The organism is Thioalkalivibrio sp. ALE23 (assembly GCF_000378545.1).
Lineage (GTDB): Bacteria > Pseudomonadota > Gammaproteobacteria > Ectothiorhodospirales > Ectothiorhodospiraceae > Thioalkalivibrio.
This window is the reverse complement of the sequence record NZ_KB900031.1, coordinates 290,528-311,952: the sequence shown is the minus strand read 5'-3', so window position 1 is coordinate 311,952 and position 21,425 is coordinate 290,528. Positions and strand designations below refer to the sequence as shown.

20 protein-coding genes and 1 tRNA gene are annotated in these 21,425 nt (G+C 65.1%); all 21 read left to right on the top strand.

What is annotated here, in order from left to right:
* Window positions 1–65 precede the first annotated feature (65 nt).
* Window positions 66–692: a 23S rRNA (uridine(2552)-2'-O)-methyltransferase RlmE gene (rlmE, locus tag F573_RS0101525; protein ID WP_018869969.1), complete on the top strand. Its 627-nt coding sequence runs from the start codon at window positions 66–68 to the stop codon at window positions 690–692.
* A 58-nt stretch (window positions 693–750) separates the two neighbouring features.
* Window positions 751–2,709 carry an ATP-dependent zinc metalloprotease FtsH gene (gene ftsH, locus F573_RS0101520; RefSeq protein ID WP_019021200.1) on the top strand — a complete coding sequence of 653 codons (1,959 nt, stop codon included), beginning with the start codon at window positions 751–753 and terminating at the stop codon, window positions 2,707–2,709.
* 117 nt (window positions 2,710–2,826) lie between these two features.
* Entirely contained in the window at window positions 2,827–3,714 is an 888-nt protein-coding gene (folP, locus tag F573_RS0101515; protein WP_051075345.1) for a dihydropteroate synthase, read from the top strand.
* 11 nt (window positions 3,715–3,725) lie between these two features.
* On the top strand, window positions 3,726–5,135 hold the full coding sequence (gene glmM, locus F573_RS0101510) for a phosphoglucosamine mutase (RefSeq protein ID WP_019021198.1): 1,410 nt from the start codon (window positions 3,726–3,728) through the stop codon (window positions 5,133–5,135).
* 51 nt (window positions 5,136–5,186) lie between these two features.
* The gene (tpiA, locus tag F573_RS0101505; protein ID WP_019021197.1) at window positions 5,187–5,951 is read left to right on the top strand and encodes a triose-phosphate isomerase; all 765 of its coding nucleotides are present in this window, start codon (window positions 5,187–5,189) and stop codon (window positions 5,949–5,951) included.
* Window positions 5,948–6,334: a preprotein translocase subunit SecG gene (gene secG, locus F573_RS0101500; protein ID WP_018869964.1), complete on the top strand. Its 387-nt coding sequence runs from the start codon at window positions 5,948–5,950 to the stop codon at window positions 6,332–6,334. The genes tpiA and secG overlap by 4 nt, the downstream gene beginning before the upstream one ends.
* Before the next feature lie 18 nt (window positions 6,335–6,352).
* A tRNA-Leu gene (locus F573_RS0101495) sits at window positions 6,353–6,437 on the top strand.
* Between the two features lie 266 nt (window positions 6,438–6,703).
* On the top strand, window positions 6,704–7,060 hold the full coding sequence (locus F573_RS0101490; RefSeq protein ID WP_018869963.1) for an NADH-quinone oxidoreductase subunit A: 357 nt from the start codon (window positions 6,704–6,706) through the stop codon (window positions 7,058–7,060).
* Window positions 7,051–7,527: an NADH-quinone oxidoreductase subunit B family protein gene (locus tag F573_RS0101485; RefSeq protein WP_018869962.1), complete on the top strand. Its 477-nt coding sequence runs from the start codon at window positions 7,051–7,053 to the stop codon at window positions 7,525–7,527. The genes F573_RS0101490 and F573_RS0101485 overlap by 10 nt, the downstream gene beginning before the upstream one ends.
* A gap of 17 nt (window positions 7,528–7,544) precedes the next feature.
* Window positions 7,545–8,270: an NADH-quinone oxidoreductase subunit C gene (locus tag F573_RS0101480; protein WP_019021196.1), complete on the top strand. Its 726-nt coding sequence runs from the start codon at window positions 7,545–7,547 to the stop codon at window positions 8,268–8,270.
* On the top strand, window positions 8,263–9,516 hold the full coding sequence (locus F573_RS0101475; protein ID WP_019021195.1) for an NADH-quinone oxidoreductase subunit D: 1,254 nt from the start codon (window positions 8,263–8,265) through the stop codon (window positions 9,514–9,516). The genes F573_RS0101480 and F573_RS0101475 overlap by 8 nt, the downstream gene beginning before the upstream one ends.
* Window positions 9,516–10,046: an NAD(P)H-dependent oxidoreductase subunit E gene (nuoE, locus tag F573_RS0101470; protein ID WP_019021194.1), complete on the top strand. Its 531-nt coding sequence runs from the start codon at window positions 9,516–9,518 to the stop codon at window positions 10,044–10,046. The genes F573_RS0101475 and nuoE overlap by 1 nt, the downstream gene beginning before the upstream one ends.
* 4 nt (window positions 10,047–10,050) lie before the next feature.
* Window positions 10,051–11,331, top strand: a complete 1,281-nt coding sequence (gene nuoF / locus F573_RS0101465) for an NADH-quinone oxidoreductase subunit NuoF (RefSeq protein WP_019021193.1) — start codon at window positions 10,051–10,053, stop codon at window positions 11,329–11,331.
* A gap of 34 nt (window positions 11,332–11,365) precedes the next feature.
* Window positions 11,366–13,771, top strand: a complete 2,406-nt coding sequence (nuoG, locus tag F573_RS0101460; protein ID WP_019021192.1) for an NADH-quinone oxidoreductase subunit NuoG — start codon at window positions 11,366–11,368, stop codon at window positions 13,769–13,771.
* 14 nt (window positions 13,772–13,785) lie between these two features.
* Window positions 13,786–14,850 (top strand): NADH-quinone oxidoreductase subunit NuoH, encoded by a 1,065-nt coding sequence (gene nuoH, locus F573_RS0101455; protein ID WP_019021191.1) that lies wholly within the window; start codon window positions 13,786–13,788, stop codon window positions 14,848–14,850.
* Between the two features lie 10 nt (window positions 14,851–14,860).
* Entirely contained in the window at window positions 14,861–15,349 is a 489-nt protein-coding gene (nuoI, locus tag F573_RS0101450; RefSeq protein ID WP_018869955.1) for an NADH-quinone oxidoreductase subunit NuoI, read from the top strand.
* Between the two features lie 14 nt (window positions 15,350–15,363).
* On the top strand, window positions 15,364–16,002 hold the full coding sequence (locus F573_RS0101445; RefSeq protein ID WP_018869954.1) for an NADH-quinone oxidoreductase subunit J: 639 nt from the start codon (window positions 15,364–15,366) through the stop codon (window positions 16,000–16,002).
* A 73-nt stretch (window positions 16,003–16,075) separates the two neighbouring features.
* Entirely contained in the window at window positions 16,076–16,381 is a 306-nt protein-coding gene (nuoK, locus tag F573_RS0101440; RefSeq protein ID WP_018869953.1) for an NADH-quinone oxidoreductase subunit NuoK, read from the top strand.
* Window positions 16,382–16,387: 6 nt separating this feature from the next.
* Window positions 16,388–18,382, top strand: coding sequence for an NADH-quinone oxidoreductase subunit L (nuoL, locus tag F573_RS0101435; RefSeq protein ID WP_019021190.1), 1,995 nt, complete (start codon window positions 16,388–16,390; stop codon window positions 18,380–18,382).
* 52 nt (window positions 18,383–18,434) lie between these two features.
* Window positions 18,435–19,949, top strand: a complete 1,515-nt coding sequence (locus tag F573_RS0101430; protein ID WP_018869951.1) for an NADH-quinone oxidoreductase subunit M — start codon at window positions 18,435–18,437, stop codon at window positions 19,947–19,949.
* Between the two features lie 13 nt (window positions 19,950–19,962).
* Window positions 19,963–21,411, top strand: coding sequence for an NADH-quinone oxidoreductase subunit NuoN (nuoN, locus tag F573_RS0101425; protein ID WP_019021189.1), 1,449 nt, complete (start codon window positions 19,963–19,965; stop codon window positions 21,409–21,411).
* Window positions 21,412–21,425: the final 14 nt, after the last annotated feature.

Sequence of the window (21,425 nt, the reverse complement as noted above, 5' to 3'; positions counted from 1 at the left end):
TTGCTTCATTTTGAAACGGTACGAGTGTAGCACGCCGCCGCCGGCACGAAACCGGGGGACGGGTGATGCCTAAGCGCAGTCGCTCCAGTCAGCGCTGGCTGAAGGAGCATTTCGATGACCCGTACGTGCAGCGCGCGCAGCAGGAAGGGTATCGCGGTCGCGCGGTCTTCAAGCTGGAAGAGCTGGACCAGCGCGACCGTCTCCTGCGGCCCGGGATGCGCGTGGTGGATCTGGGGGCGGCTCCCGGGGGCTGGACCCAGTACGCGGCCGGTCGCATCGGGCGCAAGGGCGTGCTGGTCGCCTCCGACATCCTGCCGATGGACCCGGTCCCCGGTGCGGAGGTCGTGACCGGGGATTTCCGCGAGGACGAAGTGCTGGACCGCATCCTCGAGACCCTGGGCGGCGAGGGTGCGGATCTTGTGCTTTCCGACATGGCCCCCAATCTTACCGGTACGGACGCCGTGGACCAGCCGCGTTCGATCCATCTGTGCGAGCTGGCGCTGGATCTGGCGCTGCGCGTGCTGAAACCGAATGGCGCGTTTCTGGTCAAGCTGTTCCAGGGGGAAGGCTCGGATGCCTACCTTGCGGAGCTGCGCCGGTGTTTCGCACAGGTGAAGGTGCGCAAGCCCAAGGCGTCGCGGCCCCGCTCACGCGAAGTGTACGTATTGGCGCGGAACCCACGGGATGTGTAACGATCCATTAGTATTCACGGATACGCGTTCGGCCCAGCACAGCTTTTGAGGTGTCGTTTTGAATGGCCTGGTAAAGAATCTGATCATCTGGGCGGTGATTGCCGTCGTCCTGATGTCCATCTTCAACAATTTCGCGCCCGATCCCGAGCAGCAGGCGACGCGCAGCATCACCTACTCGGAGTTCATCCAGCAGGTGCAGAGCGGTCGCGTGGACAGCGTCACCATCGAAGGTGACAAGATCACCGGGCAGATGGCCGACGGGGAGCGCTTCTCCACCGTCAACCCGAACGATTCGGGGCTGATCGGCGATCTCCTCAACCATAACGTGGAGATCAACGCCGAGGAGGAGGCCGAGCGCGGCCTGTTGATGAGCATCCTCATCAGCTGGTTCCCGATCCTGCTGCTGATCGCCGTGTGGATCTACTTCATGCGGCAGATGCAGGGCGGCGGTGCCGGCGGCAAGGGCGCGATGTCGTTCGGCAAGTCCAAGGCCAAGCTGATGTCCGAGGACCAGGTGAAGGTGACCTTCTCCGACGTGGCCGGCTGTGACGAGGCCAAGGACGAGGTCGTGGAGCTGGTCGATTTCCTCAAGGACCCGGGCAAGTTCCAGAAGCTCGGCGGGCAGATCCCGCGCGGCGTGCTGATGGTGGGCTCTCCGGGTACCGGGAAGACCCTGCTGGCGAAGGCCATCGCCGGCGAGGCCAAGGTGCCGTTCTACAGCATCTCCGGCTCCGACTTCGTCGAGATGTTCGTGGGTGTGGGCGCCTCGCGCGTGCGCGACATGTTCGCCGAGGCCAAGAAGAACGCCCCGTGCATCATCTTTATCGACGAGCTGGACGCCGTGGGCCGTCAGCGCGGCGGCGGCATGGGCGGCGGCGGCCACGACGAGCGCGAGCAGACTCTCAACCAGCTGCTGGTCGAGATGGACGGCTTCGAGGGCACCGAGGGCGTGATCGTGATCGCCGCGACCAACCGTCCGGACGTGCTGGACCAGGCGCTGCTGCGTCCGGGGCGCTTCGACCGTCAGGTGGTGGTGCCGCCGCCGGACGTGCGCGGTCGCGAGCAGATCCTCAACGTGCACATGAAGAAGACGCCGATCGCGGACGACGTAAACCCGCACAAGATTGCGCGTGGCACGCCGGGCTTCTCCGGTGCGGATCTGGCCAACCTGGTCAACGAGGCGGCGCTGTTTGCTGCCCGTGCCGGCAAGCGCCTGGTGGACATGAGCGACTTCGAACGCGCCAAGGACAAGATCATGATGGGCGCCGAACGCCGCTCCATGGTGATGTCCGAGGACGAGAAGAAGCTGACCGCGTATCACGAGGCGGGGCACGCGATCGTGGGCCTGACCGTCCCCGAGCACGATCCGGTGTACAAGGTCAGCATCATCCCGCGCGGCCGCGCGCTGGGCGTGACCATGTTCCTGCCGGAGGAGGACCGCTACAGCCATTCGCGGACCAAACTGGAGAGCCAGATCGCCAGCCTGTTCGGCGGACGCCTGGCCGAGGTGATCATCTTCGGCGAGAAATCGGTCACCACGGGGGCATCCAACGACATCGAGAAGGCCTCGCAGATCGCCCGCAACATGGTGACCAAGTGGGGGCTGTCGGAGAAGCTGGGGCCGCTGGACTACGGCGAGGACGAGCAGCAGTCGTTCCTCGGCCCGCAGATGGGCAAGCCCAAGCAGATGTCCGACGAAACCGCCAATGCGATCGACGAGGAGGTGCGCAAGATCATCGATACCCATTACGATCATGCGCGCCAGATCCTGCTCGACAATCTCGACAAGCTGCATGCGATGGCCGGCGCACTGATGAAGTACGAGACCATCGACGACAAGCAGATCGAGGACATCATGGCCGGTCGCGAGCCGCGTGAACCCGCCGACTGGAACGACGGCTCCTCCGGCGGGGGCGATGCCGGCAGCCCGGCGGGTGACGGCGAGGGTGAGGAAGGCGCCGACGACTCGCGGGACAGCGACCGCGGCGTGGTCGGAGGGCCGGCACCTCAGTCCTGACCCGCCCGAGGGCCCGTCGTCGCGTGGCGGCGGGCATGACCGTTGAGCACCCTGGCCGCCGTGACCCCGTCGCGGCGGCCTTTCTGTTGGTGTCTTCCGCCATTCCAGGGACGACTGATGACCGCTACAAATGCAAGCCCCGTGCTGCTGCAGGGACCGGCCGGTCCGCTGCCTCTCGATCGCCCGCGGGTGATGGGCATCCTCAACGTGACGCCGGATTCCTTCTCGGACGGTGGCGCCCATGACCGCGTGGATCGGGCGGTCGCCCGTGCTCGGCAGATGCAGGACGAGGGCGCGGATCTGATCGACGTTGGCGGGGAATCCACCCGCCCGGGGGCCGAACCGGTTTCGCTGGCGGAAGAACGGCGCCGCGTGCTGCCAGTGCTGGAGGCGCTGGGGGCGGAGGTTTCCCTGCCGGTCTCGGTCGATACCATGAAGCCGGAGATCATGCGCGACGCGGTGGCCGCGGGTGCGGCCATGCTCAACGACGTGAATGCCTTCCGCCGTCCGGGCGCCGAGCAGGAGGCGGTGGTGGCCGCCCGGGAGCGCGGCGTGGCCCTGTGCGTGATGCACATGCAGGGTGAGCCGCAGTCGATGCAGCATGCACCGCACTACGAGGACGTCACCGCCGAGGTGCGGGCGTTCCTCGACGCACGCTGCAGTGCACTGCAGGACGCGGGGGTACCGCCGGACCGCCTGGTGGTGGATCCGGGCTTCGGTTTCGGAAAGACGCTGGAACACAATCTCGAGCTGTTCCGCCACCTCCCGGACCTGGTCGGTGATGGTCGGCCGGTGCTGGTCGGGGTCTCGCGCAAGTCGATGATCGGGGCCCTGCTGGGACAGCGCCCGGTGACGGAACGTGGCAGCGGGAGCGTGGCCGCGGCGCTGCTCGCCGCGCAGCAGGGGGCACGCATCCTGCGTGTGCACGACGTCGCGGCCACGGCGGACGCCCTCGCGATATACTCCGCGCTGGATCCCCGCGATACTGGCGGGGTCATGTCTTAGGGAGGAACCGCATGGGACGTTATTTCGGGACCGACGGCATCCGCGGGCGAACCGGCGAATGGCCGATGACGCCGGAGTTTGCCCTGCGCCTGGGCTATGCCGTGGGGGAGATCCTGGGCGAGAACGGACATGCCCAGGGGCCGGTGCTGGTCGGCAAGGATACCCGGGTCTCCGGCTACATGTTCGAATCGGCGCTGGAGGCGGGCCTGTCGGCGGCCGGGCTCGACGTGGCCCTGCTGGGCCCGATGCCCACGCCGGCCATCGCCTATCTGACCCGGACCTTCCGTGCGACTGCGGGGGTGGTGATCAGCGCCTCGCACAACCCGTTCAATGACAACGGGTTCAAGTTTTTCACCCCGGAGGGCGACAAGCTGCCCGACGCGGTGGAGGCCGCGATCGAGGCACGCCTCGACGAACCCGCGCAGGCCATCGACGGCCGGCGTCTGGGCAAGGCCGTACGCATCTCCGACGCGGCCGGGCGCTACGTCGAATTCTGCAAGAGCGCCATCCCCGCGCGATCCGAACTGCGCGGCATGCGCATCGTGCTCGACTGCGCGCACGGGGCGACCTACAACGTCGCGCCGCATGTGTTCGAGGAGCTCGGGGCGGAGGTCGAACTGACCGGTGCCGCGCCCGATGGCTACAACATCAATGAGGGCGTAGGGGCGCTGCACCCCGAGCGCCTGGCCGAACGCGTGCGGGCCGCGGGCGCCGATCTGGGCATCGCCCTGGATGGTGACGGCGATCGCGTGATCCTGGTCGACGCTGCGGGGCAGATCGTGGACGGGGACCGCATCCTCGGGATCCTCGCCCTGGAACGCCTGCGCCAGGGCACGCTGGGCGGGGGTGTCGTCGGTACCCAGATGACCAACCTCGGCCTGGAGAACGCGCTGGCCGAAGCCGGCATCCCCTTCGTACGCGCGCGGGTCGGGGACCGTTATGTCCTCGAAGAGCTGCGTCGCCACCGATGGCTGCTGGGCGGGGAGGGATCCGGGCACATCGTCTGTCTGGACCATACGACCACCGGCGATGGCACCGTTGCCGGGTTGCAGATCGCCCATTTGATGCATCGGACCGGGCGTTCCCTGGCGGACCTGGCCGCAGCCATCCCGCAGTTCCCGCAGGCACTCGTCAACGTGCGTCTGGATGCGGGGGCTGGCGAGCGTCTGGAGGCGCCGCCGGTACGCGCTGCCGTGGCCGAGGTGGAATCGGAGCTGGGGCGCCGCGGGCGTGTGCTGCTGCGACCGTCGGGCACGGAACCCCTGATCCGCGTGATGGTCGAGGCGGAAGACGCGGGCGCCACGCAGGCCGCCGCGGAACGGATTGCGGACGCCATCCGCGCAGTCGCCTGGCGCCCGCCACCCGGTGCGCGTCACGCGGCGCCCGGGTGGTCGGTTGATTTGCCGGGAACGCGCCGGTAACATCCCGCCGCTCAATCATGGAACCCGGGTCACCGCAGGAGGAACCACCGCATGCGCAAGCCGCTGGTCGCCGGAAACTGGAAAATGAACGGCTCCCGCGACGCCAATCGCGAGCTGCTGTCCGCGCTCCGTTCGGAGCTGGACGGACTGACCGGCGTCGAGCTGGCCGTGTGCCCGCCTGCGGTCTACCTGCCCGAAGTCGTCGAGGCCCTGGCCGACAGCCCGATTGAGGTCGGGGGGCAGGACTGCTCCGATCAGGCTTCCGGCGCATACACCGGCGAGGTCGCCGCGTCCATGCTCAAGGATGTGGGCTGCCGTTACGTGATCGTGGGGCACTCCGAACGTCGCGAACGCCAGGCCGAGGACAGCGCCTGGGTCGCGGCCAAGTATCAGGCGGCCCTGGCCGCCGGCGTGACCCCGATCCTGTGCGTGGGCGAGCAGAAGGCCGAGCGCGAAGCCGGTCGTACTGAAGCGGTGGTGGGCGAGCAGCTCGATGCCGTGCTGGACGCCGCCGGGGTCGAAACGCTGGACCGCGCCGTGATCGCCTACGAGCCGGTCTGGGCGATCGGCACCGGCCTGACGGCCACCCCGGAGCAGGCGGCCGAGGTGCATGCGTTCATCCGTAACCGGGTGGCCGGCCGCGATCCGCGCGTGGCTGCCGACCTGCGCATACTGTATGGCGGGTCGATGAAGGCCGACAACGCCGCCGGGCTGCTGGCCCACGATGACATCGATGGCGGCCTGGTGGGCGGAGCCTCGCTGGACGCCTCGAATTTCGCCGGGATTGCGCGGGCCGCGACCGGGGCGGGCGAATGATCTACGGGATTCTCCTGGTCGTTCAGGTGGTGGTGTCGATCTCCATCATCGCGCTGGTGCTGATGCAGCACGGCAAGGGCGCGGATGCCGGGGCCGCATTTGGCAGCGGCGCTTCGGCCACCGTGTTCGGTGCCCAGGGGTCGGCCAACTTCCTGAGCCGCGCCACGGCCTTTCTGGCCGCGGTGTTTTTCATCAACGGGCTGGCCCTGGCCTATATCGCTGCTTCGGAACCCGAGGCGCGCAGCCTGATGGATGAACCGACGCCCGAAGAGGCGGTCGAGGACGATATCCCGATCGGGGATGTCCCGGGCATGGCGCCGGGCGATTCCCCTGCCGACGAGCCGGAGGATCCGCCCTCGCGGCCGCAGGACGTGCCACAATAGGGCTTCAGTCAGGAATACGCAGATGTGGTGGAATTGGTAGACACGCTATCTTGAGGGGGTAGTGGCGCAAGCCGTGTGGGTTCGAGTCCCACCATCTGCACCATTTTTCAATGAAGGTTCCGTCCGGAGGTCCGGGCGGAACCTTTTTATTGTAAAGCCTTTATAAACAATAACTTGGCGTTTTATGTGAGCTTGACACCGTTTTCCGGCTTCACCTAGACTGCCTCACCGGTGAGCGCACCGGCCCGATCGCCCGAGGGCCGCGGCCCCGGCGCATTCACCCAGCAACGCTGAACCGCCCATGGTCCGGCCCTCCTGTTCGGCCGACCCGTGGACCTGCCCGCCCGAGGCGGCGTACGGGAGAGAGACATGCTGGAAGGATATCTGCCCATCCTGCTGTTCATTGCAGTAGGCATCGTGATCGGCATCGTGCCGCTGGTGATCGGCATGGCCGTGGGGCCCCGCAAGGCGGATGCCGCCAAGGATTCGCCGTATGAATGCGGCTTCGAGGCGTTCGAGGATTCGCGCCTCAAGTTCGACGTTCGGTTCTATCTGGTCGCCATCCTTTTCATCATCTTCGATCTCGAGATCGCCTTTCTGTTTCCCTGGGCCGTCTCCCTCGATGCCGTAGGCCTGTTCGGGCTTCTTGCGATGGCGCTGTTTCTGCTGATTCTGGTAGTCGGCTTTGTCTACGAATGGAAGAAGGGGGCGCTGGAATGGGAATAGAAGGCGTTCTGGAAAAGGGCTACGTCACCACCTCGGCTGACAAGCTCATCAACTGGGCCCGCACCGGCTCCCTGTGGCCGATGACCTTCGGCCTGGCCTGCTGTGCGGTGGAGATGATGCACACGGGTGCCGCGCGCTACGACATGGACCGGTTCGGGGTGGTGTTCCGCCCGAGTCCGCGCCAGTCCGACGTGATGATCGTGGCGGGGACGCTGGTCAACAAGATGGCACCGGCGCTGCGCAAGGTGTACGACCAGATGTCCGAACCGCGCTGGGTGATCTCCATGGGCTCCTGTGCCAACGGCGGTGGCTACTACCACTATTCGTATGCCGTGGTTCGGGGTTGCGACCGCATCGTGCCGGTGGATATCTACGTGCCCGGCTGTCCGCCGACGGCCGAGGCACTGCTTTACGGCATCATTCAGCTTCAGAACAAGATCCGGCGCACGAACACGATCGCGCGCTGAGCGACCCGGGGTGGCAGATGGCTGAACAACAGACCTGGATTGACGTACTGCGCGCGAAGCTGGGCGAACGCCTGGACGGAGTGCGGGTGGTCAACGGCGAGGCAACCATTGAAGTACCGGTGGACGCCTGGCGCGAGATCGCCGAGACCCTGCGCGACGACGAGGATTTCGGATTCGACATCCTGATCGACCTGTGCGGCGTGGACTATCTCGAGTACGGCCAGACCGAATGGGCCACCGATGATGCCTCCAGTGAGGGCTTCAGTCGTGGCGTCCAGCCCGCCACCTCCGGCCGGTTCACGTTCGATGATGCGCCCGGTGAGTCGCGCTGGGACGGGCCGCGTTTCGCCGTGGTGGTGCACCTGCTGTCGGTGCAGAACAATCGTCGCCTGCGCATGCGTGCCTGGCTGCCGGATGACGAATTCCCGGAGCTGGAGTCGCTGGTGGATGTCTGGGCGTCGGCCAACTGGTTCGAACGCGAGGCCTTCGATCTGTTCGGGATCCTGTTCTCGGGGCATCCGGACCTGCGTCGTATCCTGACCGACTACGGTTTTGTCGGCCATCCGTTCCGCAAGGACTTCCCGCTGATCGGGCACGTAGAGATGCGCTACGACACCGAGCAGGCTCGCGTGGTGTACCAGCCGGTGACCATCGAGCCGCGCGTGCTGGTGCCGAAGGTGATCCGCGACGACCATCGCTACACCGATGGCGACGCGCCGGCGGAAGGAGCCGATCATGCCTGAGATTCGCAATTTCACCCTGAACTTCGGCCCCCAGCATCCGTCCGCGCACGGGGTGCTGCGGCTGGTCCTGGAGATGGACGGCGAGGTGGTGCAGCGCGCCGATCCGCATATCGGTCTGCTGCACCGCGGCACCGAGAAGCTGGCCGAAAGCAAGCCGTACAACCAGTCGATCGGCTACATGGATCGTCTCGACTACGTATCCATGATGTGCAACGAGCACGGTTACGTGCTCGCCATGGAGCGTCTGCTCGGGATCGAGGCGCCGCTGCGGGCGCAGTACATCCGGGTGATGTTCGACGAGATCACCCGCATCCTGAATCACCTGATGTGGCTGGGTGCGCACGCCCTGGACATTGGCGCGATGACGGTGTTCCTGTACGCGTTCCGCGAGCGCGAGGACCTGATGGACTGCTACGAGGCGGTCTCCGGCGCGCGCATGCACGCCACTTACTATCGGCCCGGCGGGGTTGCCCGCGACCTGCCCGGCACTATGCCGAAATACCAGCCCTCGGCCTGGAAGTCGCAGGAAACGGTCGACGAGCTGAATGCCAATCGGCAGGGCTCGCTGCTGGACTTCATCGAGTCGTTCACCGAACGGTTCCCCGGGTGCGTGGACGAATACGAGACCCTGCTGACCGACAACCGTATCTGGAAACAGCGTACGGTCGGTATCGGCGTGGTGGATGCCGACCGGGCGAAGCAGCTCGGATTCACCGGGCCGATGCTGCGCGGATCCGGGGTGGAATGGGATCTGCGCAAGAAGCAGCCCTACGAGGTCTATGACCAGCTGGATTTCGATATCCCGATCGGCGTCAACGGCGACTGCTATGACCGTTACCTGGTACGCATGGAAGAAATGCGCCAGTCCAACCGCATCATTCGGCAGTGCGTCGACTGGTTGCGCAGGAATCCCGGTCCGGTGCTGCTGGAGGATCACAAGATCACGCCGCCCAAGCGCGAAGAGATGAAGGCGGACATGGAATCGCTGATCCATCACTTCAAGCTGTTTACCGAAGGGATGTGCCTGCCGGAGGGCGAAGCCTACGCCGGCATCGAGCATCCCAAGGGCGAATTCGGCTGCTATCTGGTGTCGGATGGCGCCAACAAACCGTATCGCCTCAAGGTGCGCCCGCCGGGCTTTGTCCACCTTTCCGCCCTGGACGAGATGGCGCGCGGCCACATGCTGGCCGACGTCGTGGCCATTATCGGAACCCAGGATATTGTCTTCGGGGAGATTGATCGCTGATGGCTGCCGAACCCAAACCCGTTGCCTTTCACAAGCCGGCCGCGCACAAGGTCGACCTGAGCGACCACGAGCGCGAAGAGATCGATCACTGGCTGGCCCGCTATCCCGAGGACCAGAAGCGCTCGGCGGTACTCGCCGCACTGCGGGTGGTCCAGCACGAGGACGGCTATGTCTCCACCGCCAAGATGGACGCGGTTGCCGACTACCTCGGGCTGCCGGCCATCGCCGTCTACGAGGTGGGTTCGTTCTATTCGATGTTCGAACTCGAGCCGGTGGGCAAGCACACCATTGCGGTGTGCAACAACATCTCCTGCAGTCTGCGCGGCTCGGCCGGGATTATCGAACATCTGGAGAACCGGCTCGGCATCACCCTGGGCGAAACCACGTCCGACGGGAAGTTCTACCTGAAGAAGGAAGAAGAATGCCTCGCCGCGTGTTGCGGGGCGCCGATGATGCAGGTGAACCATGTCTATTACGAGAATCTGACGCCGGAGCGCGTGGACGAGATTCTCGACGGCCTGGAGTCCTGAAGCGATGGCCAACCAGATCTGTTTTGCGACCCGCTACCTGGACAACCCGTCGTCGCTCGAGACCTATCGCAGCGTCGGTGGCTACCAGGCGCTGGAAAAGGTGTTCGGCGGCAAGATGGCCGCGGAAGACGTGATCGAGGAGGTCAAGACCTCCAACCTCCGCGGCCGCGGTGGCGCGGGGTTCCCGACCGGGATGAAATGGTCGTTCATGCCGCGCAATTCCCCGGGCCAGAAATACATTGTCTGCAACTCGGACGAATCCGAGCCCGGTACCTGCAAGGATCGCGAGATCCTGATGTACAACCCGCATGCGCTGATCGAAGGAATGGCGATCGCCGGTTACGCGATCGGCGCAACCGTGGGATACAACTACATGCGCGGCGAGTTCATGGACGAGGTCAATACGCGCTTCGAGGCCGCCCTGAAGGAGGCCTACGAGGCCGGCTACCTCGGGCGTGACATCCTTGGCTCGGGTGTGGACTTCGATCTGTATCCGACGCTGGGCGCGGGCGCCTATATCTGCGGCGAGGAAACCGCGCTGCTGGAGTCGCTCGAGGGCAAGAAGGGGCAGCCGCGCTTCAAACCGCCATTCCCGGCGAACTTCGGCGTCTACGGGAAGCCGACGACAGTCAACAACACCGAGTCGCTGGCTTCCATCCCGTCGATCATCCGCAACGGCGGCCAGTGGTTCGCGGACCTGGGCGTGCCCAAATCGGGCGGCGAGAAACTGTTCTCGGTGTCCGGACACGTCAACAAACCCGGCAACTTCGAAGTGCCCCTGGGCATGCCGTTTCGCGAGCTGCTGGAGATGGCCGGTGGCGTGCTCGATGGCCGCCAGCTCAAGGCGGTGATCCCGGGCGGCTCGTCCGTGCCGGTCGTGCCGGGCGACACGATGCTGCAGACCAACATGGACTACGACTCCATTACCCAGGCCGGATCCATGCTCGGCTCCGGTGCGGTGATCGTGATGGACGAGACCACCGACATGGTGAAGGCGCTGCAGACCATCGCGCGCTTCTACTATTCCGAATCCTGCGGTCAGTGCACGCCGTGCCGCGAAGGCACCGGCTGGCTGTACCGCATGCTGACCCGCATCGTCGAAGGGAAGGGTCGTCCCGAGGACCTGGAACGCCTGGACGACGTCGCGAGCAAGATCGAAGGGCACACCATCTGCGCCCTTGGGGATGCCGCCGCGATGCCGGTGCGCAGTTTCGTGAAGCATTTCCGTCACGAATTCGAACACTACATCCAGCACGGCCGGAGCCCGGTGGCCAGCGCCGCCTGATCGCCCCGTCGCGCACACGCAGCAGGAATCGAACATGAGTCAGGATCAGCCACAGGATCTGGTCACCGTCGAGATCGACGGGCAGACCTTGCAGGCGCCCAAGGGCACCATGCTCATCGAGGTTGCGGACGAGGCCGATATCCGGATTCCGCGCTTCTGCTATCACAAGAAACTGTCCGTGGCCGCCAATTGCCGGATGTGCCTGGTGGAGGTCGAGCGAGCGCCCAAGCCGCTGCCGGCCTGTGCCACGCCGGTGATGGACGGCATGAAGGTGTACACGCAGTCGCCCCTCGCGAATTCCGCGCAGAAGGGCACGATGGAATTCCTGCTGATCAATCACCCGCTGGATTGTCCGATCTGTGATCAGGGCGGCGAGTGTGAACTGCAGGACGTGGCCATGGGGTATGGCGAGTCCGTTTCGCAATACACCGAAGCCAAGCGGGTCGTGCACGACAAGGATATCGGTCCGCTGATCGAGACCGAGATGACCCGCTGCATCCACTGCACCCGCTGCGTGCGCTTTGGCGAGGAGATCGCGGGCGTGCGCGAACTGGGTGCGACCGGGCGTGGCGAAGACATGCGGATCGGCACCTATGTCGAGAAGACCGTCGCGCACGAGCTCTCCGGGAACGTGATCGATCTGTGTCCGGTGGGCGCGCTCACCGCCAAGCCGTCGCGCTACGGCGCACGCGCCTGGGAATACGCCCAGGCCCCGAGTATCGCCCCGCACGACGCGGTGGGTTCCAACATTGCCGCCCATACCTATGACGGGCGCGTGATGCGGGTGGTCCCGCGCGACAACGAAGCGGTCAACGAGACCTGGATCTCGGACCGGGATCGTTTCTCCTACGCGGGGCTGTATGCCGAGGACCGCGTGACCACTCCGCGCATCAAGCGCGACGGGCAGTGGCAGGACGTGGACTGGGAGACCGCCCTGCAGCATGCGGTTGAAGGCCTGCGCAAGGCGGCCCCGGAGCGGATCGGCGGGCTGTTTTCCCCGTCGCTGTCGCTGGAGGAACACTACCTCGGCCAGAAACTGCTGCGCGGGCTGGGCGTGCGTGACATCGACCACCGCATGAGCCAGCAGGATTTCCGCGACGATGACGCCGCGCCCCTGTTCCCCTGGCTGGGCAGCCCGATCGCCGAGCTGGACCGCGCTGATGCGATCCTGCTGGTCGGCACCAATCCGCGGCGCGAGCAGCCGCTGCTGGCGCATCGCCTGCGCAAGGCGGCGCTCAACAACGATGCCCGGGTCACGCTGGTGCATAACCAGCTGCTGGACCTGACCTACCCGGTGGCGGCCCAGCTGGTCGGCAACGAACACGACCAGGTCATGGCCCTGGCCGGGATCGCCGGCCGGATCGCGGCCGCCGGCGAGGGCCTGCCCCCGCGCCTCGAGAAGATTGTGAAGGCCGCCGAGAGCGACGATCCGGACACCCGCGAAGCGTTCGAGCGGGCGGCGCGCTCGCTGCTGGACGGCGAACAGGGCCACGTGCTGCTGGGTGCCGACGCGATGGCCAGCCCGGCGTTTGCGACCCTGCGGGCCCTGGCCGGCTGGATCGCCCGCCATACCGGCGCCCGTCTCGGGTACATGTCCGAGGGCGCGAATGCTGCCGGTGCCTGGCTGGCCGGGGTGCTGCCGCATCGCGGCGTGGCCGGTCAGGAGCCGGAGGTCGGCGGATGCCCGGCGCCGCAGATGCTGACCGAAGGCCGCGACGCGTTCGTCGTTGCCGGGCTCGAACCCGGCCGTGACGGGCATGATCCGGTCGCTTTCCAGCAGGCACTGCGCGACGCGGGTTTCGTGGTCGCACTGACCGCGTTTGCCGACCCCGAATTGCAGGCATCGGCCGATGTTCTGCTGCCGGTCGCGACCAGCTTCGAATCTTCCGGGACCTTCGTGAATGCGGAAGGACGCTGGCAGAGCTTCCGCGCGGCGAGCCGCGCCCCGGGCGAGGCCCGTCCCGGCTGGAAGGTCTGGCGCGTCCTGGGCAACCTGTTCGGGCAGAAGGGCTTCGATTACCTCGATTCGCCCGCGGTGCGCGACGAGCTGAAGGGCCTGCTCGCGGAGGTCAGCTTCGACAACACGGTCAACCTGAACCGGGTGCACGTCGAGGAGCCGGAAATCGCTGATCCGGGCAAACGGGGCTTGCGGCGCATGGCCTCGCGTTCGCTGTACGCCGGCGATGCGCTCGTGCGTCGCGCCGAACCGCTGCAGCGCAGCCCCGAAGGTCAGCTCGCGAACGCGGTGCAGGTTCACCCCGACTCGGCCGGCGGGATCCCCGACGGCAGTCGCGTCCGCGTGCAGCAGGGCCGGGCCGAGGCCGAACTGACGCTTGTGCTTGACGATTCCGTACCGCCGGGCCTGGCCATCACCCTCACCGGTGGTGCCGCCGCCCCGCTTGGTGCCCCGGGCGAGCCGGTGACGCTCGCACGCGCCTGACAAGGGACTGAACCATGTTCGACTGGATTCTCAACCTGTTCCATTCGCTGCCGACGGTGATGCAGATCCTGATCGCCATCCAGCTGATCATCATCCCGTTGATGCTGGGGGTCGCCTATCTGACCTTTGCCGAGCGCAAGATCATCGGCTATATCCAGGTGCGCGTCGGGCCGAATCGCGTGGGGCCGCGCGGCTGGCTGCAGCCGATCGCGGACGGGCTCAAGCTCCTGCTGAAGGAGGTGATCGTCCCGTCGAATGCCAATCGCTTCCTGTTTCTCAGCGCCCCGGTGCTGACCATCGCCCCGGCGCTGGCGGCCTGGGCCGTGATTCCGTTCTTCGAGGGCGGGGCGCTGGCCGACGTGAACGCGGGCCTGCTCTACCTGCTGGCGCTGACCTCGCTGGGCGCCTACGGGATCATCATCGCCGGCTGGGCCTCCAACTCGAAGTATGCGCTGATGGGCTCGCTGCGCTCGGCCGCGCAGCTGGTGTCCTACGAGATCGCGATGGGCTTCGCGCTGGTGGGCGTGTTGATGGCGGCGGGCTCGATGAACGTCGGCGAGATCGTCCAGGCCCAGTCGGGCAGCATCTACCACTGGTTCCTGCTGCCGTTGCTGCCGTTGTTCTTCGTGTTCTTCATTTCCGGGGTCGCCGAGACCAACCGTGCGCCTTTCGACGTGGCCGAAGGGGAATCCGAGATTGTTGCCGGCTTCCACGTGGAGTACTCCGGGATGGCATTCGCGGTGTTCTTCCTTGCCGAATACGCGAACATGATCCTGGTATCCGCACTGACGGCCGTCCTGTTCCTGGGGGGCTGGCTGTCGCCGTTCCAGGGCATTCTGCCGGCAGCAATGTTTGACTGGCCGGTGCTGGGCACCCTGCTGGGTGACGGTCTGCACTGGTTCCTGATCAAGACGGCGCTGTTCCTGTTCATCTTCCTGTGGCTACGTGCCACCTTCCCGCGCTATCGCTATGACCAGATCATGCGCCTGGGCTGGAAGGTGCTGATCCCGGTCACCATCGTATGGCTGTTCGTGCTGGGCGCGTTCGTCGCGTTCGACGTCGGCCCGTGGTTCGCGTAAGGAGTTCGCCATGAAATCCGTGCGTCATTTCTTCAAGAGCTTCCTGTTCTTCGAGCTGCTTCTCGGCATGCGGCTGACCGGTCGGTACCTGTTCCGGCGCAAATTCACCGTGCAGTACCCGGACGAGAAGACCCCGATGTCGCCGCGTTTCCGCGGATTGCACGCGCTGCGCCGCTACCCCAACGGGGAAGAACGCTGCATCGCCTGCAAGCTGTGCGAGGCGGTGTGCCCGGCGCTGGCGATCACCATCCATTCGGAGGAGCGCGAGGACGGGACGCGGCGCACTTCGCGCTACGACATCGACCTGTTCAAGTGCATCTTCTGCGGATTCTGTGAAGAGGCCTGCCCGGTCGATTCCATCGTCGAGACGCACATCTTCGAATACCACTTCGAAAATCGGGGCGAGCAGATCATGACCAAGGACAAGCTCCTGGCGATCGGCGATCGCTTCGAGAAGGAGATCGCCGAAGCGCGCGCGATCGACGCCCCGTACCGGTAATCAGGGACGCAACGATGACCTTCGAGCTCTTATTGTTCTATGTTTTTGGCGCGATCCTGCTGGGCGCGGCGCTGGCGATGATCAGCGTGCGCAACCCGGTGCATGCCGCGCTGTTTCTGGTGGTCTGTTTCGTGTCCGCAGCGGCACTCTGGCTGATGGCGGAGGCCGAGTTCCTCGGTCTGGTGCTGGTGCTGGTTTACGTGGGAGCGGTGATGGTGCTGTTCCTGTTCGTGGTGATGATGCTCGACATCAACATGGCGAAACTGCGCGAGGGTTTCAGTGAATACCTGCCGGTGGGCCTGGTGGTCGCCGCGGCCATGGCCACCGTGCTGGTCCTGGTGATCACGCGTTACATCACCATGGAAGCCCCCGAGCGGGCCGGGCCCGAATATGCGAACACCGAGGCATTGGGCGCGATCCTCTACACCGAATACGTGTACTCGTTCGAGATTGCCGCCGTGATCCTGCTGGTGGCGATCATCGCGGCGATCTCCCTGACGATGCGGCGGCGGCCGGACAACAAGCGGATCGATCCGGCGCGCCAGATCGAGGTCTCGCGCGAGGGACGCGTGCGCATGGTGTCAATGAAGTCCGAAGACAAGGCGCGTGACAGCCGCGGGGCGGAACGCGACGACGACCCGAACCAGGAATGACGCCGGCGCGCGCCGGTGCCTAACCACCGCGGGGCGGGCTTGTCCGTCCCCCAAAGGAATTCAGGGCCAGACAATGATTACGCTAGAGCACTACCTGGTGCTGGCCGCGCTGCTGTTTTCGATCAGCGTGGCCGGGATCTTCCTGAACCGAAAGAACGTGATCGTGCTGCTGATGTGCATCGAGCTGATGCTGCTGGCGGTGAACATCAACTTCATTGCCTTCTCGTTCTTCCTGCAGGATCTGGCCGGGCAGGTCTTCGTGTTCTTCATCCTCACCGTCGCCGCGGCCGAGGCCGCGATCGGGCTGGCCATCCTGGTGTTGCTGTTCCGTAACCGCGGGACGATCAACGTCCAGGATCTGGACGAAATGAAAGGATAACGGGCCATGGATACGATCTATCTCCTTATTGTCCTGGCGCCACTGGCGGGCGCGATCGTCGCCGGCCTGTTCGGGCGTCAGATCGGCCGGGTGGGCGCGCACAGCGTGACCATCGCCGGGGTGGCCATCTCGTTCCTCCTGTCCGTGGTGGTGTTCTATCAGCACGTATTTGGCGGAGCGGGGGTGTACAACGAGTCGGTGTACACCTGGCTGGTTTCGGACGGCATCCGTTTCGAGGTCGGATTCCTGGTCGATAACCTGACCGCGATGATGATGCTGGTCGTGACCTTCGTGTCGCTGATGGTGCACATCTACACCATCGGCTACATGCAGGAAGACCCGGGCTACCAGCGCTTCTTCGCGTATATCTCGCTGTTCACCTTTTCCATGCTGATGCTGGTGATGGCGAACAACTTCATGCAGCTGTTTTTCGGCTGGGAGGCCGTGGGGCTGGTCTCCTACCTCCTGATCGGCTTCTGGTACAAGCGCCCGACCGCGATCTACGCGAACATGAAGGCGTTCATCGTGAACCGCGTGGGCGACTTCGGTTTCCTGATCGGGATTGCGGCGCTGGTGTTCTACACCGGCAGCCTGAACTACAGCGAGGTCTTCGCCGAAGGCCAGGCGATGAGCGAGGCGACCATCACCATCTGGCCGGGCTGGACCTTCGGCCTGCTGGATCTGGCGCTGATCTTCCTGTTCATCGGTGCGATGGGTAAATCCGCCCAGGTGCCGCTGCACGTGTGGCTGCCGGATTCGATGGAAGGCCCGACGCCGATCTCGGCGCTGATCCACGCGGCGACCATGGTGACCGCGGGCATCTTCATGGTGGCGCGCATGTCGCCGCTGTACGAGTTCTCGGTGCCGGCCCTGTCGTTCATCCTGATCATCGGCGCGATCACCGCGTTCTTCATGGGTCTGATCGGCCTGGTGCAGAACGACATCAAGCGCGTGGTCGCGTATTCCACGCTGTCGCAGCTCGGATACATGACCGTGGCCCTGGGGGCCTCGGCCTACGCCGCCGGCGTGTTCCATCTGATGACTCACGCGTTCTTCAAGGCGCTGCTGTTCCTGGCCGCCGGCTCGGTGATCATCGCGATGCACCACCTGCAGGACATGCGCGCGATGGGCGGGCTGCGCCGGCATATGCCGATCACCTACGTGACCGCGCTGATCGGGTCGCTGGCGCTGATCGGGTTCCCGTTCTTCTCCGGCTTCTTCTCCAAGGACGCGATCATCGAGGCGGTCGGGTATTCGGAGATCCCGGGGGCGACCTTTGCCTACTGGATGGTGCTGCTGGGCGTGTTCGTGACCGCGCTGTACACCTTCCGCATGTTCTTCATGGTGTTCCACGGGGAGGAACGCTACGACCAGGCGCATCACTACATGCCCGACCACGGGGATGGCGAGGACCACCATCACCATGGCACGCCGCATCCGCACGAGACCCCGTGGGTGGTCACCCTGCCGCTGATCCTGCTGGCGATCCCGTCGGTCGTGGCCGGCTACTTCATCGGCCCGATGCTGTTTGGCGATTTCTTCGCCAATTCGATCTTCGTCAGCGAGGCGAAGGACGTGCTGGCGCAGAAGGGCGAGAGCTATACCGGGGTGTTCGGGTTCGTGCTGCACGGGCTCGTGGCGCCGGCGTTCTGGTTCGCGATGGCCGGACTGGCGACCGCCTGGTACCTCTACATCAAACGGCCGGATCTGCCGGCCGTGATCGCAGACCGTCTGCGGCCGGGCGTGCGCATCCTCGAGGACAAGTACGGGTTTGACCGCTTCAACGACTGGTTCTTCGCCGGTGGTACGCGGCGCCTCGGGCGCTGGCTGTGGCGCTATGGCGACGCGATGATCATTGACGGCTGGCTGGTCAACGGCGCCGCGCGTTCGGTGGGCTGGGTGTCGGCCCGGGTGCGCCATGTGCAGTCCGGCTTCCTCTATCACTATGCATTCGTGATGATCATCGGGCTGCTGGTCCTGATGTTCGCCTACGTGATCTGAGGGGTTTCGACGATGACCGCTGCGAAGCCCACCGCTGTTTCAAGGAACGACCATGTTTGCTGACTGGCCCATTCTGAGTCTGTTGATCTGGCTGCCGATCCTCGGTGGCTTCCTGACGCTTGCCGCCGGGCGTGACGCGCCGGTGGTGGCCCGGCGCCTGGGCCTCAGCGTGGCCGTGGCCACTTTCGTGGCAAGCCTGCCGCTGTGGTTCATGTTCGAGCGCGGCACCGCGGAGATGCAGTTCCAGGAGGTGGCCTCCTGGATCCCGGCGTTCAACGTGAACTATCACCTCGGGGTCGACGGCATCTCCATGCCCCTGATCCTCCTGACCACGCTGATCACGGTGGTCGTGGTCATTGCCGCATGGGAGTCGGTGAAGGATCGTATCGCCTACTACCTCGCCGCGATGCTGGTCATGGAAGGACTGATGATCGGCATGTTCGCGGCGATGGACGCGGTGCTGTTCTACGTGTTCTTCGAGGCGATGCTGATCCCCATGTTCCTTGTCATCGGGATCTGGGGCGGGCCGCGCCGCGTGTACGCGACGATCAAGTTCTTCCTCTACACCTTCCTCGGGTCGGTGTTCATGCTGGTCGCACTGATCTGGATGTACATCCAGTCCGGCAGCTTCCTGATCCAGGACTTCCATGCGCTGCAGATCGGGATGACCGCGCAGATACTGATCTTCCTCGCGTTCTTCCTGGCGTTTGCGGTCAAGATCCCGATGTTCCCGGTGCATACCTGGCTGCCGGATGCGCACGTCGAGGCGCCGACGGGAGGGTCGGTGATCCTGGCGGCCATCATGCTGAAGATCGGCGGCTACGGCTTCCTGCGCTTCTCGCTGCCGATCACGCCGGATGCGTCCGCGGTGCTGGATACGCTGATGATCGTGCTGTCGCTGATCGCCGTGGTGTACATCGGGGTGGTGGCACTGATCCAGAGCGACATGAAGAAGCTGATCGCGTACTCGTCGATCGCCCACATGGGCTTCGTGACCCTGGGCTTCTTCCTGGCGTTCTACATCTACTCCAACACCGGCGACTGGCAGGGCGCGTCGCTGGGTATCGCCGGCGGCATGGTGCAGATGATCTCGCACGGCTTCATCTCCGCGGCGATGTTCCTTGCGGTGGGTGTTCTGTACGACCGCCTGCACAGTCGGCAGATCGCGGATTACGGTGGCGTGGTGAACACCATGCCGTGGTTCGCTGCGTTCTTCGTGCTGTTCGCAATGGCGAATACGGGCCTGCCGGGCACATCGGGCTTCGTGGGCGAGTTCATGGTGATCCTGGCCGCCTTCAAGGCCGATTTCTGGATCGCCTTCCTGGCCGCGACGACGCTCATCCTGGCCGCCGGCTACACCCTGTGGCTGGTCAAGCGCGTGATCTTCGGCACCGTGGCCAACGAGAACGTGGCCGGCCTGTCCGACATGAACCGGCGCGAATTCTTCCTGATGGGGCTGCTGGCGTTCTTCACGCTGTTGCTGGGCGTGTGGCCGGCGCCGCTGCTGGAAGTGATGAACGCGACCATCGACAACCTCGTGGCGCATATCGCGCACTCGAAGCTCTGAACGGACGCCTGACATGAATTTCGAGATTCCTGCCTTTCTGCCCGCCGTTCCCGAGATGTTCGTCCTCGGGATGGCGTGCTTCATCCTGATACTGGATGCGTTCCTGCCGGATTCGCGCCGCGACATCACCTACGGCCTGGTGCAGGCCACGCTCGCGGGTGCCGCGGTTCTGACGCTGTGGCTGGCGGGCCCGGAAGTGGTGCTGACCTTCAGCGACAGCTTCATCAAGGACCCGATGAGCGACGTGCTGAAGCTGGCGGTGTACGTCACGAGCTTCTTCGTCTTCCTCTACTCGCGGCCGTATCTGATGGCGCGCGACATCCACAAGGGGGAGTTCTACATCCTCGGGCTGTTCGCGGTCCTGGGGATGATGATCATGATCTCGGGCCACAATCTGCTGACCCTGTACCTGGGCCTGGAACTGCTGTCGCTGTCCTCGTATGCGCTGGTGGCGTTCTGGCGCGACAACACCCGGGCCAGCGAAGCCGCGATGAAGTACTTCGTGCTGGGGGCGCTGGCGTCCGGGCTGCTGTTGTACGGCATGTCCATGATCTACGGCATGACCGGCTCGCTGGATATCGCCGTGATCGCCTCCGAACTGACGACGGCCGATGAAGCCCTGAACGTCCCGCTGGTGTTCGGTCTGGTGTTCCTGGTGGTGGCGATCGCGTTCAAGCTGGGGGCGGTGCCGTTCCACATGTGGGTGCCCGACGTCTATGACGGGGCGCCGACGGCGGTGACACTGTTCATCGCGACCGCGCCGAAGATCGCGGCCTTCGCGTTCCTGATGCGGCTGCTGGTCGAGGGCATGGGACCGATGCACGCGGACTGGCAGGGCATGCTCATCATCCTGACCGTGCTGTCGCTGGCGGTGGGCAACGTGATTGCGATCGCGCAGACCAGCATCAAGCGCATGTTCGCGTATTCGACCATCGCGCATGTCGGGTTCCTGTTCATGGGGATCCTCGCGGGGAGCGATTCGGGCTACGCCTCGGCGATGTTCTACGTGATCGTGTATGCGCTTACCGCGGCCGGCGGGTTCGGCATGATCGTGTTCCTGTCGCGCCGGGGTTACGAGGCCGATCGCCTGGACGACTTCGCCGGGCTGGCGAAACGCAACCCGTGGTTCGCGTTCATCATGCTCCTGCTGCTGTTCTCCATGGCCGGGGTTCCGCCGACCGTCGGTTTCTATGCCAAGCTGGCCGTGATTCAGGCGGCCGTGGGTGCGGGCCTGGTCTGGCTGGGTGTGCTGGCGGTGATCTTCAGCATCATCGGGGCGTTCTATTACCTGCGGGTGGTGAAGATCATGTTCTTCGACGAACCGAAGGAGGAAGCCAGCGAACCGGTGCAGCCGTCGGGCGCGCTGGCCACGGCGCTGAGCATCAACGGATTGGCGGTGCTGTTGCTGGGAATTTTTCCGGGCCTTCTGCTGTCCGTTACCCACTACGCCATCGCTGGCTGATCCGACCCGGAGGA

Excerpts from the sequence above, each read along its gene's own strand:
- F573_RS0101480 (WP_019021196.1), top strand. The coding sequence starts at position 7,545 with ATGGCTGAACAACAGACCTGGATTGACGTACTGCGCGCGAAGCTGGGC.
- nuoI (WP_018869955.1), top strand. The coding sequence starts at position 14,861 with ATGAAATCCGTGCGTCATTTCTTCAAGAGCTTCCTGTTCTTCGAGCTG.
- nuoN (WP_019021189.1), top strand. The coding sequence starts at position 19,963 with ATGAATTTCGAGATTCCTGCCTTTCTGCCCGCCGTTCCCGAGATGTTC.
- nuoK (WP_018869953.1), top strand. The coding sequence starts at position 16,076 with ATGATTACGCTAGAGCACTACCTGGTGCTGGCCGCGCTGCTGTTTTCG.
- rlmE (WP_018869969.1), top strand. The coding sequence starts at position 66 with ATGCCTAAGCGCAGTCGCTCCAGTCAGCGCTGGCTGAAGGAGCATTTC.
- secG (WP_018869964.1), top strand. The coding sequence starts at position 5,948 with ATGATCTACGGGATTCTCCTGGTCGTTCAGGTGGTGGTGTCGATCTCC.
- tpiA (WP_019021197.1), top strand. The coding sequence starts at position 5,187 with ATGCGCAAGCCGCTGGTCGCCGGAAACTGGAAAATGAACGGCTCCCGC.
- nuoL (WP_019021190.1), top strand. The coding sequence starts at position 16,388 with ATGGATACGATCTATCTCCTTATTGTCCTGGCGCCACTGGCGGGCGCG.
- nuoF (WP_019021193.1), top strand. The coding sequence starts at position 10,051 with ATGGCCAACCAGATCTGTTTTGCGACCCGCTACCTGGACAACCCGTCG.
- nuoE (WP_019021194.1), top strand. The coding sequence starts at position 9,516 with ATGGCTGCCGAACCCAAACCCGTTGCCTTTCACAAGCCGGCCGCGCAC.
- F573_RS0101490 (WP_018869963.1), top strand. The coding sequence starts at position 6,704 with ATGCTGGAAGGATATCTGCCCATCCTGCTGTTCATTGCAGTAGGCATC.
- F573_RS0101485 (WP_018869962.1), top strand. The coding sequence starts at position 7,051 with ATGGGAATAGAAGGCGTTCTGGAAAAGGGCTACGTCACCACCTCGGCT.
- F573_RS0101430 (WP_018869951.1), top strand. The coding sequence starts at position 18,435 with ATGTTTGCTGACTGGCCCATTCTGAGTCTGTTGATCTGGCTGCCGATC.
- folP (WP_051075345.1), top strand. The coding sequence starts at position 2,827 with ATGACCGCTACAAATGCAAGCCCCGTGCTGCTGCAGGGACCGGCCGGT.
- glmM (WP_019021198.1), top strand. The coding sequence starts at position 3,726 with ATGGGACGTTATTTCGGGACCGACGGCATCCGCGGGCGAACCGGCGAA.
- nuoG (WP_019021192.1), top strand. The coding sequence starts at position 11,366 with ATGAGTCAGGATCAGCCACAGGATCTGGTCACCGTCGAGATCGACGGG.
- F573_RS0101475 (WP_019021195.1), top strand. The coding sequence starts at position 8,263 with ATGCCTGAGATTCGCAATTTCACCCTGAACTTCGGCCCCCAGCATCCG.
- nuoH (WP_019021191.1), top strand. The coding sequence starts at position 13,786 with ATGTTCGACTGGATTCTCAACCTGTTCCATTCGCTGCCGACGGTGATG.
- F573_RS0101445 (WP_018869954.1), top strand. The coding sequence starts at position 15,364 with ATGACCTTCGAGCTCTTATTGTTCTATGTTTTTGGCGCGATCCTGCTG.